The sequence below is a fragment of the Nonomuraea sp. NPDC049141 genome, assembly GCF_040648415.1.
In the GTDB taxonomy this organism is placed as follows: Bacteria; Actinomycetota; Actinomycetes; order Streptosporangiales; family Streptosporangiaceae; genus Nonomuraea.
The window spans coordinates 107,880-125,018 of record NZ_JBEZDR010000020.1 but is presented as its reverse complement, the minus strand read 5'-3'; the positions used below and the strand labels follow the sequence as shown (position 1 = coordinate 125,018).

General features: G+C 69.8%; 18 protein-coding genes. 6 read left to right on the top strand and 12 right to left on the bottom strand.

The features are described 5' to 3' along the window. Positions 1-10: 10 nt before the first annotated feature. Positions 11-1,945, bottom strand: coding sequence for a hypothetical protein (locus tag AB0B91_RS45550; RefSeq protein ID WP_358334614.1), 1,935 nt, complete (start codon positions 1,943-1,945; stop codon positions 11-13). A gap of 163 nt (positions 1,946-2,108) precedes the next feature. On the opposite strand from AB0B91_RS45550, the gene AB0B91_RS45545 reads away from it, so the two are divergent. Genes AB0B91_RS45545 through AB0B91_RS45535 form a run of 3 tightly spaced genes read left to right on the top strand, consistent with a single transcriptional unit; the run spans position 2,109 to position 4,347 of the window. Then, entirely contained in the window at positions 2,109-2,771 is a 663-nt protein-coding gene (locus AB0B91_RS45545) for a hypothetical protein (RefSeq protein WP_358334611.1), read from the top strand. Further along, a complete protein-coding gene (locus AB0B91_RS45540; RefSeq protein ID WP_358334608.1) occupies positions 2,768-3,397 on the top strand; it encodes a hypothetical protein in 630 nt (209 codons plus the stop codon). Before AB0B91_RS45545 ends, AB0B91_RS45540 begins: the two co-directional genes overlap by 4 nt. Further along, positions 3,397-4,347, top strand: coding sequence for a hypothetical protein (locus AB0B91_RS45535; protein WP_358334605.1), 951 nt, complete (start codon positions 3,397-3,399; stop codon positions 4,345-4,347). The genes AB0B91_RS45540 and AB0B91_RS45535 overlap by 1 nt, the downstream gene beginning before the upstream one ends. Before the next feature lie 16 nt (positions 4,348-4,363). On the opposite strand, the gene AB0B91_RS45530 is transcribed toward AB0B91_RS45535, so the two are convergent. Beyond that, positions 4,364-5,686, bottom strand: a complete 1,323-nt coding sequence (locus AB0B91_RS45530; RefSeq protein WP_358334602.1) for a hypothetical protein — start codon at positions 5,684-5,686, stop codon at positions 4,364-4,366. A 157-nt stretch (positions 5,687-5,843) separates the two neighbouring features. Here AB0B91_RS45530 and AB0B91_RS45525 point away from each other — a divergent pair, with 157 nt between their 5' ends. Next, a complete protein-coding gene (locus AB0B91_RS45525; protein WP_358334599.1) occupies positions 5,844-6,398 on the top strand; it encodes an XRE family transcriptional regulator in 555 nt (184 codons plus the stop codon). Between the two features lie 7 nt (positions 6,399-6,405). Here AB0B91_RS45525 and AB0B91_RS45520 read toward each other — a convergent pair whose 3' ends face one another. The 10 genes from AB0B91_RS45520 to AB0B91_RS45475 all read right to left on the bottom strand — a co-directional run bounded on the left by AB0B91_RS45520 (position 6,406) and on the right by AB0B91_RS45475 (position 12,635). Continuing rightward, complete coding sequence (locus AB0B91_RS45520) at positions 6,406-7,146, bottom strand: methylated-DNA--[protein]-cysteine S-methyltransferase (RefSeq protein WP_358334596.1); 741 nt, start codon at positions 7,144-7,146, stop codon at positions 6,406-6,408. After that, a complete protein-coding gene (locus AB0B91_RS45515; protein WP_358334593.1) occupies positions 7,143-7,712 on the bottom strand; it encodes an RNA polymerase sigma factor in 570 nt (189 codons plus the stop codon). Before AB0B91_RS45515 ends, AB0B91_RS45520 begins: the two co-directional genes overlap by 4 nt. A 327-nt stretch (positions 7,713-8,039) precedes the next feature. Continuing rightward, positions 8,040-8,369 (bottom strand): DUF1416 domain-containing protein, encoded by a 330-nt coding sequence (locus tag AB0B91_RS45510; RefSeq protein WP_358334590.1) that lies wholly within the window; start codon positions 8,367-8,369, stop codon positions 8,040-8,042. After that, a complete protein-coding gene (locus AB0B91_RS45505; protein ID WP_358334587.1) occupies positions 8,369-9,208 on the bottom strand; it encodes a sulfurtransferase in 840 nt (279 codons plus the stop codon). The genes AB0B91_RS45510 and AB0B91_RS45505 overlap by 1 nt, the downstream gene beginning before the upstream one ends. Beyond that, the gene (locus AB0B91_RS45500; protein ID WP_358334584.1) at positions 9,205-9,636 is read right to left on the bottom strand and encodes a DUF4395 domain-containing protein; all 432 of its coding nucleotides are present in this window, start codon (positions 9,634-9,636) and stop codon (positions 9,205-9,207) included. The genes AB0B91_RS45505 and AB0B91_RS45500 overlap by 4 nt, the downstream gene beginning before the upstream one ends. A gap of 177 nt (positions 9,637-9,813) precedes the next feature. Then, on the bottom strand, positions 9,814-10,257 hold the full coding sequence (locus AB0B91_RS45495) for a thioredoxin family protein (RefSeq protein ID WP_358334581.1): 444 nt from the start codon (positions 10,255-10,257) through the stop codon (positions 9,814-9,816). 28 nt (positions 10,258-10,285) lie between these two features. Continuing rightward, a complete protein-coding gene (locus AB0B91_RS45490; RefSeq protein WP_358334997.1) occupies positions 10,286-11,095 on the bottom strand; it encodes a zf-HC2 domain-containing protein in 810 nt (269 codons plus the stop codon). Next, complete coding sequence (locus AB0B91_RS45485) at positions 11,095-11,607, bottom strand: sigma-70 family RNA polymerase sigma factor (protein ID WP_214642240.1); 513 nt, start codon at positions 11,605-11,607, stop codon at positions 11,095-11,097. The genes AB0B91_RS45490 and AB0B91_RS45485 overlap by 1 nt, the downstream gene beginning before the upstream one ends. Positions 11,608-11,644: 37 nt before the next feature. Next, entirely contained in the window at positions 11,645-12,310 is a 666-nt protein-coding gene (locus tag AB0B91_RS45480; RefSeq protein WP_358334579.1) for a DUF2993 domain-containing protein, read from the bottom strand. A gap of 73 nt (positions 12,311-12,383) precedes the next feature. Next, complete coding sequence (locus AB0B91_RS45475) at positions 12,384-12,635, bottom strand: MoaD/ThiS family protein (protein ID WP_358334577.1); 252 nt, start codon at positions 12,633-12,635, stop codon at positions 12,384-12,386. Positions 12,636-12,810: 175 nt separating this feature from the next. On the opposite strand from AB0B91_RS45475, the gene AB0B91_RS45470 reads away from it, so the two are divergent. Together AB0B91_RS45470 and AB0B91_RS45465 are read left to right on the top strand one after the other, a co-directional pair. Then, complete coding sequence (locus AB0B91_RS45470; RefSeq protein WP_358334575.1) at positions 12,811-13,497, top strand: response regulator transcription factor; 687 nt, start codon at positions 12,811-12,813, stop codon at positions 13,495-13,497. A 273-nt stretch (positions 13,498-13,770) separates the two neighbouring features. Further along, on the top strand, positions 13,771-17,091 hold the full coding sequence (locus tag AB0B91_RS45465) for a tetratricopeptide repeat protein (protein ID WP_358334573.1): 3,321 nt from the start codon (positions 13,771-13,773) through the stop codon (positions 17,089-17,091). Positions 17,092-17,139: the final 48 nt, after the last annotated feature.

Genomic DNA, 17,139 nt, shown 5'->3' with positions numbered 1-17,139 from the left:
GACCATGTCATTACCTGTCCTTGCGCCAGTCCAGGCGTGGCGGCGGCGGCCCGAGGTTCGGTGGCGGCTCGCCGTCGCCGTCTCCGCCCTTGCCGTCGATCGCGAGTACGGCCTCGCGGACGTCCTCCAGCTCGCCGAGCGTGGTCTTGGGGAATGTGAGGATTGCCGGGTTAGCGTCGGCCAGGCGGACCCGGCGGCCCTGCGCGGTCGCGTCAGTGACGATCACGGACGTGGTGGGCAACTGCTGGAGCTGATGCGGCTCGACGAGGAACTCACGGGAACGCTGCAGCACCCGCTCCTTCTCGGCGATCTTGTCGGCCGTCCTGCCCCACTCCGTCGACTCGGCGAGGTCCTCCGCGAGGTCCGTACGGTTGTCGTCGCGTGCCCCCGAGGCATCCTCGACCTGGGAGATCGTCGAGGTGTAACCGCCGTCGAGGCCGGGGATCGAGTCGCTGATCGTCTCGGTGAGCTGGGCCAGCTCCAGCCGGTGCTCGGTGCCGACGTGCTCGCTGGCCACCCTGGCGTCCTCGGCGTTGCCCAGCCGCATGAACGCCACCGCCGCGTGGCCCCTGCCGAGCCGTTCGCGCACGGTCGGGGTCAGGCTCCGGTAGGTCAGGACCAGGCCGGTCCTGGACGTCTCACAGGCGTCCATGAGCCGGTCGAGCACGTCGCCGCGGAGCTTGTCGGCGCCCGCCACGATGATCGTGTGATACCAGGGCCGGTCGGAAGCGGGCGATTGGCGCAGGATGTGGGTGAGCGCGGTGGCCACGTAGGTGCCGAGCACCCGGTTGCCGAACACGCCGGCCTGCCGGTCCATGCTCACCACCCTGAGCCTGGCCGGCGGCAGCCGTACGGCCTGCGTGCCGAGTGTCTCCAGCTTGCGCAGCTGCGACTCCAGGGCCCAGGCGCGCTCGATCACCACGCGGTCGCTGACGCCGCGCCCGAACAGCGTGCCGATCCGTTCGAGCTGCGTCGCCGTGATCAGTCCGAACCTCAGGTCGTCGCGCGGGTCGCCGACCTGGGCGAGTGCCCGCAGCGCGGCGGTGACCTGGTTGATCGTGGCGTTCTCGCCGAGCACCTCCAGCACCCGTTCGAGGATCGCGTTGTCGAAGCTGAGGTCGCGCGTGGTGCGGTGCTCCTCGCTCACGCTGACCACGTGGGCGAGGACGTCGGCGAACGCCTCGGGCTTCAGCGTCGCACCCAGGTCCAGCCGGGGCAGGTCCGTCGGCAGCACCCAGACCAGCGGGTCGTCGCCGCCCCGGCGGGCCAGCTCGATCAGGTCCTTGGCGACCGCGCCCTCGGACAGGTCGAGCACGGTGAGGTGGCCGCCGCTGTAGAGGCGGGTGGCGCCGAGCAGCGTGATCAACGCCGACCAGCCGGGCAGCGTGCCGCCCGCCACGTCGATGCGGTCGATCTCGTCGGGAACCGCCACGGCGTACCAGGTGAGCTGGCGGTCGTGGCGTTCCTTGACCTCCTGCCACTCGCGGTAGCGCTGGGCGTGCTCCTCCTGCGCGCGGAACAGCTCTTTGTCACGTTCCTGGCGCTGCCGGTCGTCGCGGGCCTGCTGCTCGCTCACCCGGTAGCGGACCGCCCGGTCGCCCTGGGCGAGCGCGTAGCTGCAGATGATCGCCACGCCGCCGGCCGCGACCAGGCCGAGCAGGGCGAACGACCACTGCAGGAGGCCGGCGACGGCCAGCCCGAGTATCAGCACCGTGAGGATGACCATGAACACCCTGAACACCCGCACCGGCCGGTTGAGCAGGTCTTCCTGGAAGCGCTCGCGTCGCAGCAACTCCTGGTCGGCCGCCGCGGAGGTGGCCTCCTCCTCGGCGGGCGAGGGGCGTTTCGGCGGCGGTCCCGGATCAGGGTGCAGCAGGATGTACTGCCAGCCCAGGTAGATGCGGTCCGCCTGGAGCTGCGCATGCTCGGGATGCACGTCCGCCACGTGACCCTCCGGCCGCGATATGTCGTTAGTGGGGGCTGAGCCTCCGCTCCGTGACAGCGTATGAGCTACACCCCCTGCTGCGGCAGGGTTCTCGGCAATTAGACCAGCCAGATGGGAGGCTAGCGGCAGATGGGACAAGCGTGACCTATTACCATCCTTACCCATGACGGAACCCTCCGGCGGCAGCAAGAAACCCAAACGCCCGGTAGTGGTGCCCGCAGTGGCCCTGGTGGCGGTCACCGCCCTCGGCATCACCGCCCTGCTCGGCGGTTTCGCCGAAGTTCCCGATCCCGCGCCTCCCCAATACGGTGAGGGAGCGGTGCTCGACCAGGGACAGTTCAGCACCCAGTTCGTGACGGCCAAGGTGACCACGCAGAAGGCCACCGCCGACTGGGACATCGACAAGCGCTTCGTGGAGCTGGTCTTCAAGGTGACGAACCAAGGCAAGGCCACGGCCATGGTCGGCCTTCCCCCGGACAAGCCGGAGCGCGCGGCCTCGCTGACGAGCTTCGCCGGATCGCTGATCAAAGTGACCCCGCAGGTGCAGGTGAAGGGCGTGCCGTCGGTATACAGCCTGTCGAAGAACGCGAAGAGCGGCCAGCTCCAGCCGGGCGTCCCGACCACGGTCATCCTCCGGTACGACCTGGACAAGGGGGCCACACCCCCGAAGAAGGTGACGCTGGACGTGGGGGGCTTCGTCTACGAGGGGGGCTTCAACGACCCGAGCTTCCACTGGACCATGGAGTCGGAAACGGACGACGACGTCCTGCTCCCCGTCGTCCAGGCCCAGGTGACGCTCCCGGTGCACGACGCGGAGGCGGCATGACGGCCACGGCTTCCCGCCGCCCGCGCGGTCGCGGTTCCCGTTCCCGCCGGCCGGGCGGCTCGCGCGTGCTCGGTGCCCTCGCCGGCCTGGTGCTGCTGGGCGGCGCCGTCGGCCTCCAGACGCTCAACCCGACCCCGAACGAGATCGACGCGCCCATCACCACCGTCGGCGCCAAGGGCCAGGACGTGAACGCGGGCAGGTTCGCGGTACGCGTCAACTCGGTCGCGTCGGCGCGCGCCGTGCAGGGCGCGGCCGGGAAGGTGGAGACCGAGCAGCTGTTCCTGGTCGTCCAGGCGTCCGCGACCTCGGACACCAAGCCCATGCACCTGGGCACGCCCGCGCTGCTGACCCCGGACGGCGTCGCCTACGACGCCACGGACAAGATCGAGTCCTCCGAGACGCTGGCCAACCCTTGGGTGCAGCCGGGCTTCTGGGTCAACGGCTACTTCGTCTTCGAGATCCCCCCTTCGGCGCTCGAAGGCGCGCGGGTCGTGTTCAAGCTGCCCGGAACGGCACTGGTCGAGCCTTTCGAGCCGGAGGTCGAGGTCGACCTGGGCATCGACGGCCCGGCGGCGGCCCGGCTCAAGTCAGCGCCCAGCGATGTCTACACCCTGAAGAAGAGCTGATGAGCACAGACGACCGCGGCTGGTTCTCCCCTCCGCCCAGCCAGAATCCGGACCCCCAGCGTCAGCCCCCAGCTCAGCCCCCGGCCCAGCCGCAGGCGAGGCCGCGGCGGCGGCGTCCGGTCGCGCCGTCGCGCGCCGTGCCGCGGGTGATCCCTCCCGACCAGCAGGTGTGGCCGCCCAAGCGGGTGGAACCCACGGTGGAGAGCTCCACCCAGCCGCTCCCGGCCATCCCCAGCGCCGGGCCGCTACCCCGGCCCGCCAAGCAGCCCCCTGCCGTGGAACCGCCCCCTCCCGTAGCCCCGCCCGTGCAACCGCCCCTTCCGGTAACCCTGTCCGTAGAACCACCCGTGGAACCGCCCACCACCGAGGTCCCGGCCGCCGTGGCTCCACCGCCGCGCCGGCGTCGGCCCGTGCTGACGGCGTTCGCGGCCACGGCCGCGCTGGCCGTGGCGCTCGGGGCGCTGAGCTACGACCGCTATCAGGTCTACCTGGTCCGGTCTGGGCAGGCTTCGCCGAAGCAGGAGCAGGTGGTGGCGGCGGGGCAGTCCGTCACGGTCAAGCACGTCACCTGGAAGTCCACGCTGAAGACCGTGCAGCAGTTGCCCGGCGACAAGCCCCAGCCGGGGACCAGCTACGCCAAGATCGACATCGTCCGGTCGGCCGTCGACGCGGACGGCGCGGTCAAGACGGCCAAGCCCAAGGAACTCTTCGTGACGGATCGCCGGGGCCGCACCTGGGTGGCTCTCGTCGCCGACGACACGACGCCGCCCGAAAAGATGGAGATCGGCAAGCCGTACCAGATGACGGCCTATGCCCGGGTGCCGACCGCGCAGGCGGGCGAGGTCGAGCTGCTGCTCACGCCGAGCAACTACCGCGCGGACATCCCCACGAGCAAACTGATGACCACGAAAACGGAACCCGAAGAGGACGTGCTGCGCTTCAAGCGTTGACGCCCCGCCAGGCGCTTCAGGCGCCCGTCCGGCCGTCGGGTACGGCGGGCGCCGGCGCCATCCGGCGGCCGCGCGTGGCCGCGATGTCGAACGCGGCGGCCAGCAGGGCCATGGTCAGGACCGTGACGAGCAGGTTCTTGACGAAGTCGACCGGAGCGCCGATGGCCATCCAGAACCACTCCGTCCTCGACCCGATCAGCGTCCGCACGCCGCGCATCGCGTACTCCGAGCCGACGTGCAGCGACACGTAGCACAGGCACATCATCCCGAACAGCGCTATACCGCCCGTCAGCGTCTGCCTGAAGGAGTTGGCCAGGGGCACCCAGCGCTCCTGGAAGCCGCCGGTGATCCTCTCGACCGACTTCTGGGTGAGCGAGTGGGTCGAGTAGAGCTTGTCGATCCCCTTCTCGAAGCGGGTGTCGCGGAGCATGGTACGGGCGTCGTCGGCGTACGTGCCGAAGACCAGCACCGCCACCGTCAGCCAGGTGAGCGGGATGAAGACACCGTCCACGATGTACGGCCAGATGTCACCGACCGCTCCCCAGAACGCCTCCCAACCCGGGATGCTCTGCTCGGCCTGCGACACGAGCTGGTCGGAGGTGGACACGGCGGCGCGGTGCGAGACCCAGTCGGAGCGCGCGTTGGCCAGCACGAAGGTGGCGTTCAATCCGAAGAACACGAAGGCGAACTCCGACACCGCCGTGGCCAGCCCGGAGATCTTCCCGTCCCCCCGCTCCACCATCCTGCTGAACAGCGCGCGCAGCAGGAACGCGACGACCATCAGACCGGCCGAGATTCGCCAGTCGAGGTCGACGAGCCCCCGCCCGACCGTGCTGCCCCTGCCGAGGACACTGTCGTCGATGAAGTCGTCGACGTTGTGCAGGAAGTCGGTCTGTACGAAGTTCCGGGCATCCTCGACATGAAACCCCCAGGTCAGATAGATGACCGCGAAGGCCGGGGCGACGCGGTTCATCGAGACCCAGTAGCGCTCGTCCTCCTCGCCGGACGCCCGCCGGGCGTTGATCTCCCAGAGCGCGCCGCGCAACGACCACAGCATGCCCGCGGTGACCGTCATCGACGCCATGACGATGAGCGTCAGCACCGCGATGGTCGCGACCAGGCGGAACTGCCGGGCGTCTCCATGAGAGATCTCGGTGCCGAGATAGAGCAGCGCGAAGCGCACCGCCTGACCGGCCGAGAACCAGGCGATCAGCGGTAGTGCGCACTTCCCGGCGATGCGTAGCGCGTGCAAGGGCAGCGAGAACGGCGACGGCATCGGTCCCTGCCCTGGTACGGGCATGGGCCGGGACGGGGCCATCACTCCTGACAACGCAGACACCCACGGGATCCTACAGACATGTCGACACATGCGCCTATCAGGCATGATGATCGTCTGAAGCCCTCCCGCACCGGACCGTAATGATCAGCGCGAAATGGTGACAACAAACCCGGAGCGCACAGCACAATCCAGCGGGATTCTGAGGGACCATGGCGGCATGGAATCGCGGCCCGCACTGGACACAGATCCACGCGTGGTCGGGGAGCGAGTGCGGGTGCTCCGGCAGGCGGCCGGCGTCTCGCTGTCCGAGCTGGCCAAGCGCGCCGGCATCGGCACGGCGACTCTGTCCGGCGTGGAGACCGGCACGCGCAACCCGACGATGGAGACGCTCTGGGCCATCACCGCCCAGCTCGGCGTGCCGATCGGCGCCATACTCGACACGCCGCCGTCGCCGCAGATCATGCGGGGCACGGCGGTCGAGGCGGCGCTGCTTGAGCTGTTCGAGGACGAGTGGGTGACCTACGAGCTGTACCGGCTGCGCATCCCGCCCGGCATCACCCAGACCTCGGCCCCGCACCTCGAAGGCGTGAGCGAGCACCTCACGGTCTACAGCGGCACGCTGATCGCGGGCCCGGTGGACGCGCCGCTGACCGCGAGACCGGGCCACCACATCTCGTGGCTCTCGGACGTCCCGCACAGTTACCGCGCGGTCGGCCCGGAAGAGGTCAGGGCCTCGCTGCTGATGCGCTACCCGACTCCGGCCCCTCCCTGAGGGGCACTCAGGCGGCCAGGGCGGGCTTGCACGTACGGCAGGGCCGGTAACCGGCCTCCTGAGCCTGGGCGAGGCTGCGGAAGCCGTGCCGGTGTGCCGAGGTGATGCGCCTGGCGTTGTGGCAGGTCGGGAAGCACACCACCCCGGTGGTGTCGCTGGCCAGGTAGAACACCCTCTCCCGCGCCAGCCCGCGCAGCGCGTCCAGGTCCACGCCCTCGGCCAGCAGCAGCCGCTCCTTGGCCGTCCCACCGAACACGTAGTCGCCCGCCACCCCGTCCGACCTGGTCACCCGGTGACACGGGACGAGCAGCGGGACCGGGTTCGCGCCCAGCGCCGCGCCCACCGCGCGCACCGCCTTGGGCCTGCCCACCTGGGCCGCGACCCAGGCGTAGGGACGCACTTCGCCCCGAGGGATCGTCCGGGCGGCGAGCAGGACGTCGCGCTGGAAGTCGCTCAGCTCCCGCAGGTCGAGCGCGATCCCCGAGGACCGTCCGGTGCGCAGTGCGGGCACCAGCCCGGCGGGCGGGCGGTCGGCGGGCAGCAACGGACGTCCGGCGCGGGCCCTGAAAGCGGCGGCGAAGCCGTCGCCCAGATGAACGTAGGCGATGCCCTGGTCGGTGAACGCGACGGACACCTCCCCGATCGGAGACGGCGCCGTCACCCAGCGCGCGGCGATCCGGTCGAGCAGCCCGTCGGGCGCGTCCGTGGCGAGGGCCGCGAGTCCGGCGAGCAGCGGATCCTGGGTCATTGGGCACCTCCTGGTGTGCCTAGTGTGCGCAGTCGCTTCAGTCCCCGCGACACGTGCGACTTGACGGTGCCCTGCGGAACCCTGAGCACCGTGGCGATCTCACTGACCGGCAGATCGACGACATGCCTGAGCACGACGGCCGCCCGCTGTTCGTCGGGCAGCATGCCGAGCAACTCGGCGAGCTCGTCACCGGTCTCATGCCGTGCCGCCGCGTCCTCGACGCTCTCCTGTGGATCAACGGTGTCGACCGGCTCCTCACGCAGATCGGGTGGCGGCTTGCGGGACTTGGCGCGGGCGCAGTTCCGCCAGATGTTCAGCAGAATGGTCAGGAGCCACGCCCGCGGTTGCAGGGCGGCGATCCGGTCCCGTTCGTATCCGGCCATGGCCCGGTAGGCACGCAGGAACGTCTCAGCGGTGAGGTCCTCGGCGTCGGCCCACCGGCCACTCAGCCGCAACGCGGTCGAGAACACCACGCCGCGATAGCCGCTGAACAGCTCGGCGAACCCCTCATCGAGGTCGTCGAGCAGCGCCTTCCGCACCGGGTCGAGGCAGTCGATGTCACTCACACCAGGTAGAACACCGCCGTCGCGGATTCGGTTGCACACTTGACCGGCCATGGTCCCACCGTCTCGTCACGGCGCCCGGCCCCGTGCGGGGTCAGCGGCCGTATTCCTGGAGGCCCCGGCCCCGTACGGCGGGTGGCGGCCTGCCTGGCCGTGCCGTAACAGAAAAAGAGACAGAGACGCGCCGTAACCGGCGCAAAAGCCCCAAAAACCGCCACAGCCGCCCCACCACCGCCACCGCCGCGACAAACGAAAGGACCCGCGCCCGAAGTCGGACGCGAGCCCTTTCATGCGCCCAGGAGGACGCGAGCCTCTTCTAAAGCAGCCGGATCAGACGGCCACGGCCAGCTGGGAAACCTCGCCCAGCCTCGCCTGGACCTGGACGTCACGCGTGACGCCGCCGCCGGCGATGATGCGCACGGTCCAGTCGCCCGGTGCGGCGAAGAAGCGGAACACGCCCTCGTCCGACACGACGACTTCGCCGGTGAACTCGCCGGAGTGGTCGAGCAGCCGCGCGTACGCGGTGCCGGCGCCCGTCACGACGCCCTGGATCACGGCCTGGTTGGCCAGATCGATCCCCGCGGGCAGCGCGATGGTCTGCTCCGGAGCTCCGCAACCCGGTGCGGCCTGTGTGGTCTGTGCGGTCTGAGTGGTGCTCATCAGCGGGCCTCCCCCAACTCGATCGGCACGCCCACGAGCGAGCCGTATTCGGTCCACGAACCGTCGTAGTTCTTCACGTTGGCCTGGTCGAGCAGCTCGTGCAGCACGAACCAGGTGTGCGCCGAACGCTCGCCGATGCGGCAGTAGGCGATCGTGTCCTTGTCGAAGTTGACCCCCGCGTCGCCGTAGAGCGTGCGCAGGTCATCGTCGGTCTTGAACGTGCCGTCGTCGTTGGCCGCCTTGGACCACGGGATGTTGCGAGCGGTGGGCACGTGGCCCGCGCGCTGCGCCTGCTCCTGCGGCAGGTGGGCCGGGGCGAGCAGCTTGCCGGTGAACTCGTCGGGAGAGCGGACGTCGACCAGGTTGAGCTTGCCGATCGCGGCGACCACGTCGTCGCGGAAGGCGCGGATGGCGCTGTCCTGCTCCTGGGCCACGTAGGAGGTCTTGGCGCGCTGCGGCACGTCCCTGACCAGCTCGCGCGAGTCGAGCTCCCACTTCTTACGTCCGCCGTCGAGCAGCTTGACGTTGTCGTGGCCGTAGAGCTTGAAGTACCAGTAGGCGTAGGCGGCGAACCAGTTGTTGTTTCCGCCATAAAGCACGACGGTGTCGTCGTTGGAGATGCCGCGCTCGGACAGCAGCGTCTCGAAGCCGGTCTTGTCCACGAAGTCACGGCGGACCGGGTCCTGAAGGTCCTTCTGCCAATCGACCTTCACGGCGCCACGGATGTGGCCCTTGTCATAGGCACTGGCGTCTTCGTCGACCTCGACGAGGACGACGCCGGGGGTGTCGAGGTTGGCCTCGACCCATTCGGCATCCACCAGGACGGCGGAGCGGCTCATTGGGGAACCTCCAATTTGGCGGCGGGCAGTAGACGGCGAATCAGCAGATACGTTTCGCAGCCAAGGCAGAATCCGAAGGCTGCGTTGAGGAAAGCGGCGAGGAGAGCCGCGGCCGTGGCCACGAGGGCCAGCGGCGTGATCCCGGCGAGGTATCCGACCAGGCCCGCGACCGCGAAGACCAGCCCGACACCCTGCGCGAAGCGGGGCGGGCGGGCGTCTTCTGTCTCCTTCGGAGCGCTCTTGACGAGCACCTTGAAAAGCGTCCCGTACGGCGAGCGGTGTGCCACGCCGAGTGCGAAGACCAGCGCCTGAGCGGCGAGCAGCACGAGGGCAGCAGCCGGCCAGACGCTCCCCGTCACCAGGACGAGGGCGAGGACCACAGTCGTAATGGTCGCGCTGAAGCGCAGCGCTCTAGGGTCGGCACGCATCGAAGGATGCTCCTGAAGGGGGTCGGATTGGGGCGGATCGGAAGTCCGCGCGAGACCGTCCTCAGGCAGCGCGACAGAGCGCGGTGGCGACGCGGCAGAAATCAACCGCGCGCCGCTTCGTCAGCAGCTCTGTCGATGGGTTCATGGCGATGACACTACCCGCCGTCTCGCCATCTGTCACATGTCGTCCGGGTTTTGAGACGAAACGTGAGACACGGCCCCTGCCAGAGCGGCGAGGACGTCCGCCTTGCGGGGCTGGCCAGAGGCCCTTTTCACGATGTTTCCCGAGCTGTCGAGGACCAGGACCGTCGGCGTACGCATGATGTCGAGCCGCCGGACGAGATCCAGCCGCGACTCGGCGTCGATCTCGACATGCGCCACGCCGGGCACCAGCTCGCTGACGTCGGCCAGCACCCGCCGGGTCGCCCGGCACGGCTGGCAGAAGGCCGTCGAGAACTGCACGAGCGTCGCCCGCTCCCCCAGGTCCGCACCCAGATCGGCCATGACCAGACGGTCGTCCGCCTGAGCCGTGTCGCGCACCCTGCCGTCGCGGCGCAGCCGTACCACTCCGATCACCGAGCCGATCGCCAGCGTCGCCAGCGCCACCCATAGTCCTGTCATCCACTGCTGCAACCTCGGGCGGACCGGATTACTTCCGCGTCGGGACCGGAATCTTGACGAGCACCCTGCCGCCCGTATCGACGATCTCGAACCTGGCGATGTGGTTCATCGGGATCTGGGTCTGGCGGGGGAAGACGGCCTTGTCCGTGTAGGTCTCGCGGTCGACCGTCCAGCTCTCGGTGGAGTCGCGCTCGCCGCCCCTGCCGACCACCACCAGCCGGCACGTCGTGCCGATCGGCAGGCCCGTGACCCGCACCGCCAGCTTGGTCACGTCGTCGCCGGGGAAGGCCGCCACGGTCGCGTAGTAGCCCTTGGCCTCGTTCTCTCCGGGGAACTCGCGGCCGGGCGTCGTCGGGCTCGCCGATGGCCTCGGGGTCGGCCGCACATCGGACTTGCGCTTCGCGGTCGCGTCACTCGGCGCGCTGTCCTGCGCGGAGAGCGCCGAGTTCTCCTGGGGCGCGGCCGGCGCGGCGGTGGTGGCGGGCGCGGCGGCGGAGGTCTGGTGGGCGTTCGACTGCTGGGCGGCCGTCCACACCGTGCCGCCGACCGCCATCACCGCGACCGAGGCGGCCACGGCAAGCAGCGCGCGACCCCTCCTCCGGCGCCGGGCGCGGGCGTTCAGCAGCCGGTCGAGCACCTGTCGCGGGGGGCTGGCGACCAGCTCGACGTCGCGCTCCGACACCTTGCCGAGGAAGGACGCGACGCCCTCCAGGTCCAGCAGTTCGGCTCCGCACACCTCGCAGGTCGCCAGGTGGACGTCGATCTCCATCGCCTCTTCGGGGTCCAGCGCGCCGAGCGCGTGCGCGCCCAGTGACAGCCGTACCTCCTCACACGTCATCACGGCGCCAGCCCTCGCTCCTCGAGCGCGAGCCTGAGCGCGCGCAGCGCGTAGTAGGTGCGTGACTTGACCGTGCCCGGCGGGATGCCCAGCGTGGCCGACGCCTCCTTCACCGATCTCCCCCGGTAGTAGACCTCCAACAGCACCTCACGGTGCTCGGGCCGCAACGCGGCCAGCGCCTCGGCCACGGCCCACGACTCGACCGCCCGTTCCAGCTCGTCGTCCGCCGGAAGTACGGCGAGCGCCTCATCACCGGTCTCCGGCGGGCGGGACTTACGGGCGCGGTGCTGGTCCACGACGAGATTACGGGCAACCGTAAACAGCCATGCACGAATCGGGCGGCCGGTGAGGGCGTCAGGATGCCGCCAGGCCCGCAGCAGCGTTTCCTGCACGACGTCCTCCGCTCGTCCCGAATCGCCCGTGAGTCGCAGCACGTATCCGTAAAGTGGCCCAGCGTGCTCGTCGAAGAGGGTCTTGACCAGCTCCTCGTCGGCGGTGTCTGCTGCAGTCACACCCTCATCACGTACGGCGGGGCTGACCGGTTCGAAGTCATCCACGGAGCGGCACGTCAGACGCTTCGGCAGCGAACTCCAATCCTTCGGCCACGCTCTTCACTCCTGTCACCTTCACGTCGAACGGGAGTTTCCCCTTGAACGGGATCGTGTACGTCACGAACTGCGCGAGCGCGGCGGGCACACCCTGGATCTTCTCCGCCTGGAGCTTGATGCCCCCGTCGGTGACCTGGACGCGCAGCTCCGCGTTGAACTTCACCTTGCTCACCCCTACCGTCACCTCACCCGACGCGACGAGCCGCTGGCCGTTCCCGGAGATCTTGACGCCCTGCGGCGCGTACTTGTCGATCGTCGCCCTGGTCAGAGTGCCGCGGACGGTCAGGCGCCCGGCCCGGACGTTGGCTCTGTTCTGGAGCACGTCGGCCAGCGGGGCGGTCACGTCGTAGGCGACGCCCTGCAGGTTCTTCACCGGAACTCCCCCGTAGGTGAGAGTGCCGAGATTGAACCGTACCTCTGGATACCTTCCGGAGACTGCCTGTGTGAGAAATGGGATGCCCTCAATAGTCACCGTTGGCGTGCTGTTGAGGTCGGCTGCGGCACCGATCCGGTTGGCGAGGTCGCGCTGCACTCCGGCGACCGCCACTCGATCGACGATGGCGAGGAGAACGACCAGCACGATCAGGAAAATGATCAGTTTGCGCATCGGACATCCTTCTCACAACGGGGGATCATGAGCTTATCGACTGGGATGCCTCATTCCCCGGCCAAGCGTCCGATCACCCCCCGGCGAAGGGCGGCAGCACCTCGACCGTCGCTCCGTCGCCCAGGATCACCTCCTCATGGGCCCGCTTGCCCACCGGCGAGCCGTCGACCAGGAACGACGAACGGCCGACCACGCGGGCCAGCTCGGCACGATTTTGTGTGATTTTGGTCATGAGTTCACCAAGTGTGACCGCGTCGAACGGCTCCTCGGCGACTCCGGCCGCCTCTTTCGCCGCGGCCCAATAACGTACCTTTCCCGTGGCCATGGCCACCTCACATTCGTCTCAGCTCCATTGTGGGACCGCGTTAACATCCGCGACCCATCGTTTACGCTGTTCATCTGTTGGACGCGCAATGGACGCGACGTTCGCGTGGGATATCCTCGCCTACAGGACCTGGGCGATGAAGCCCCCGGGTCCTTGTGTGTTTGAGGAGGCCGATATGAGCAACCTGCTCCTGCTGACCAACGCCCTTGAGCCATCCGCCGAGGTGCTTCCGGCACTGGGGTTGCTGCTCCACTCGGTCCGCGTCTCGCCGGCCGAGGCGTCCGCGCTGATCGACACGCCGCCCGCGGACGCGGTTGTGGTCGACGCCCGAAAGGAGTTGGTGCAGGCCAAAAGCCTGTGCCGGTTGATCCGCACGACGGGCATCGACTGCCCGCTGCTGGTGATCGTCACCGAGGGCGGGCTGGCCGCGATGACCGCCGAGTGGGGTGTCGACGACGTGCTGCTCGACAGCGCGGGGCCGGCCGAGGTGGAGGCGCGGCTGCGCATGGCCATCGGCCGGACGACCCAGGCCGAGGATGTTCCGGACGAGATCCGCAGCGGCGATCTGTCCATCGATGAGGCGACTTATACGGCGCGGCTGCGGGGGCGGGTGCTCGATCTGACGTTCAAGGAGTTCGAGCTGCTCAAATACCTCGCGCAGCATCCGGGCCGCGTGTTCACCCGCGCCCAGCTGCTGCAGGAGGTCTGGGGCTATGACTACTTCGGCGGCACCCGGACGGTCGACGTGCACGTCCGGCGGCTGCGCGCGAAGCTGGGCACCGAGTACGAGTCGCTGATCGGCACGGTCCGCAACGTGGGCTACCGGTTCGTCCCCGACCGCACGGAGCCTGCCCACGCGTGATCTTCCCCGCACAGCGGTTGACAGGTGCGATCCCCAGGGTTCCACTGATGTGACAGGACGGCCCTTGGCGGTCGTGTCGCTGTCATGTCGTGTGGGCTGTTTCGTCGCGGACACCGCCGTCCCGAGGGGGGTGGTGTCGGGGTGGGGATCTTTCGGTCGCTCGTCGAAGAAGGCGCGCGGCCCCGGATTTTCCGGCGTAACGAAAATATTTGCTCTGTATTGCGGCCCGCCAACCGAGTATTTGTCATCGATTACGGCTATGCGCGGGAATATTTGGCGGGCGGCGAGCGCGAAGGCATTCACGATCTGCGCGCCGACGGTGATCTCGTCGGCGAATTGGCGTTCTGGAGCCCGGCCGAGCGGGTGCGGATCGACGCGCTGACCGAGGTTCGGGCGTGGCCGATCGATGTGCGGGCGTTGCGGGAACACGCCGCGGCCAATACGGCTGTGGCCATGGCGTTGGTGCAGGAACTGTTCGCCAGGGACGTCGCCGCCCGCAGGCATGAGGCGCTGGCCCGGGCGCCCGTCGCCGCGCGGCTGGCCGTGTGGCTGCTGCACCTGGACGAGCGTTACGGGCTGGCCGGCGAGTCGGCGCCGCCCCTGTCCATGGAGACGCTGGCCGATCTGGTGGGCAGCGCGCCCGATGTGGTGCAGCGGCAGCTCACTCAGTGGGTTCGGCGGGGCTGGCTGGTCCGGCCCGGGTACCGGCGGCTGCGGATCTCCGACGCGGCGGCGCTGCGCGGCGTCGCCGGGGCCTGGGAGCACTTGTCCGCTCCCTGGGAGGGGCGGGTCACCCCGTTCCTGACCCGGCCGGGCGCGCCGGTCGAGGCGTTGCCCACCGGGGAGGTGCCCCGGCCCGCTCAACTGCCCGCCGACGTGTCCGACTTCACCGGGCGGCAGCAGAGCCTCGACCTGCTCAGCTCATGGCTGGAACGGCCGCGCCGGCCGAACACGATGGTCGTCCAGGGGTTACCTGGCGTGGGGAAGACGGCGCTGGTCACGCGCTGGGCGCACCAGCAGGCGCGGCGGTTCCCCGACGGGCAGATCGTGATCGACCTGCGCGGCCAGTCGCCCAGCCAGCCGCCCATGACCCCGGCCGAGGCGCTCGGGCAGATCCTGCGCTCGCTCGGCGTCGGCGAGCAGATGCCCGCCTCCGACGAGGCCGAGCTGATGCTGCTGTACCGCAGCCGGCTGGCGGGGCGGAAGCTGCTGCTCATCCTGGACAACGCCGCCGACCCGGCGCAGGTGCGGGCGCTGCTGCCGGGCAGCAAGGACTGCGTCGTGCTGGTGACCAGCAGGACCAGGATGGCCCCGCTGCGCGCCACCGGACACGCCGACCTGATGGACCTGTCCGTGCTCGATCCGGGCAACGCCGTCGCGCTGCTGGTCGCGGTCCTCGGCGAGGAGTCGCCGCGGGCCGCCGACCGTGACGCGCTGGCCGAGCTGGCCAGGGTCTGCTCGTACCATCCGTTCGCGCTGCGCATCTCGGCGGCCAAGCTCGCCGAGGACCCCGGGCTCAGCGTGGAGTCGCGGGTACGCGAGCTGCGCGGGCCCGACCGGCGGCAGCCGCTCTCCGGCGACCCGGAGGACGCCTTCCGCTCCGCGCTCGACCTGGCCTACGAGTCGCTCACCCCGCCCCAGCGGCGCGCCTTCCGGCACGTCGGGCTGCTGCCCGGTCAGGACTTCACGCCCGAGGTCCTGGCCGCCGCGCTCGGCACCTCCGTCGGCGAGGCGGTGATCGCGGTCGAGGGCCTGCACCGGGCGTACCTGATCGAGCCGATGGCCGGGCCGCGCTATCGCGTGCACGACCTGGTCAAGCGGCTGGCCAGGGAGCTGGGCAGGCACGCGGAGGCCGGCGTGCGCGAGGCCAGGGTCCGGCTGCTCGACCACTACCTGGGCATGGCGACCGACCCGGCCACGCCGCGCGCGTGGTTCGGGGCCGAGCGCCGCCCGCTGGTCTCCGTCGTACGGCTGGCGGAGGAGACCGGCGCGCACCACGCCGCATGGCGGCTGGCCGAGGCGGTGTTCGAGCCGTTCAGGCGGTTGCGTTACTACCAGAACGACCTGGAGATCCAGCAGATCGGGCTCAACTCGGCGGCGCGGATCGGCGACCGGCGGGCGATCGCGCTGATGCGCAGCCATCTCGGCTCGATACACCGCGACATCGGCCCGTCCACCCAGGCCGCCCGCTACATCGGCGAGGCTCTGTCCGACTTCACCTCGCTCGGCGACCGCGTGGGCCGGGCCCGCGCCCTGAACGACCTGGCCGAGGTACACGGCATCGCCGGCAACAGCGAGGACGCGCTCAAGTGCGCGGGCGAGGCGCTGGAGCTCTATGAGGAGATCGGCGACCTGGCCGGGGTCGCCGACTGCCTGCACTCGCTGTCGCGCCTGCACCTGTCCCAGGAACGGCACGAGCTCGCGCTGCACCACGCCGGGCAGGCGCTGGAGGTACGCGAGCAGCTCGGCGACCTGCACGGCACCGCCCAGAGCCTGATCATCCTGGCCCGGGTCCAGCACCACCTGGGCGAGCTGAACGCGGCCCTGTCGGAGGGTCTGGAGGCCCTGGCGATCTGCCATGACCTGGGCGACGAGCACAGCGAGGCCGAGACGCTGCTCTGCCTGGCCGAGATCTACGACTCGCTCCGGCTGCCGCACGACGCGCAGCGCGACGCCGAGCGGGCCCTGGCCGGGTACACGGCCACCGGCGACCAGCACGGCTGCGGCCGGGCCCTGTGCGCGCTGGGCCGCATCGCGCGCAACGGCTCCCGTTACGACGAAGCCCTCGAACACTACGAGCAGGCGCTGGCCGTACAGCGGGAGCTCCATCACGAGCAGGGACGGGCCGAGACGCTCGGCGACATCGGGCTGGTGCACTGGCGGCTGGCCGACTACCTGCGCGCCGACGACTACCTCAACCAGGCGCTGGCCATCAGCCGGGAGATCCGCGACCTGCCCGTGGAGGCCCGGATGCTCAACCGGCTGGCGCGGGTACGGCGGCGCCAGGGGTTGCCGCAGGTCGCGTTCGTCCACGCGCTGGAGGCGCTGGACCTCGTCCAGGGCATGGGCAACCGCCGGGCCGAGGCGGACGTCCAGGAGACGCTCGCCTACACGTACCTGTCGCTGGACCGGCACAAGGACGCGCTGCGCGCCGCCAAGGCGTCGCTGGAGATCCGGGAGGAGGTACGCGACAACAAGGCCAGCGCGCTGCTGTCGATCGCGCAGGCCCTGCACGTCGCGGGCAAGACGGCCGCCGCGCTCGAGTACGCCAGGGAGACGGTCGAGTTGCAGAACGAGAGCGCCACCAAGGACCGCTGGGCGGCGGCGCTCACCACGCTGGCCATGATCCTGCTCGACCTGGACCGGCCCGATGAGGCGCTGACGTTCGCCTCGCAGGCCAGGGACGTGCATCTCGTCTGTGGCACCCGGCGCGACCTGGGCTGCGCGTTGCGGGCCATCGGCCTGATCGCCCACCGGGCCGGCGACCGGGCCGAGGCCGTGGCCAACCTGAGGGAGGCGGTACGCATCCTGGAAGAGGTGGGCGATGTCTTCGAACTCAAGAAAGCCTCCGCCGAACTCCGCCAAATGTCGTAAATTTTGCGACCTGAGGTCGCAGATCTTGACCGGGCTCCTGCCGTTAGC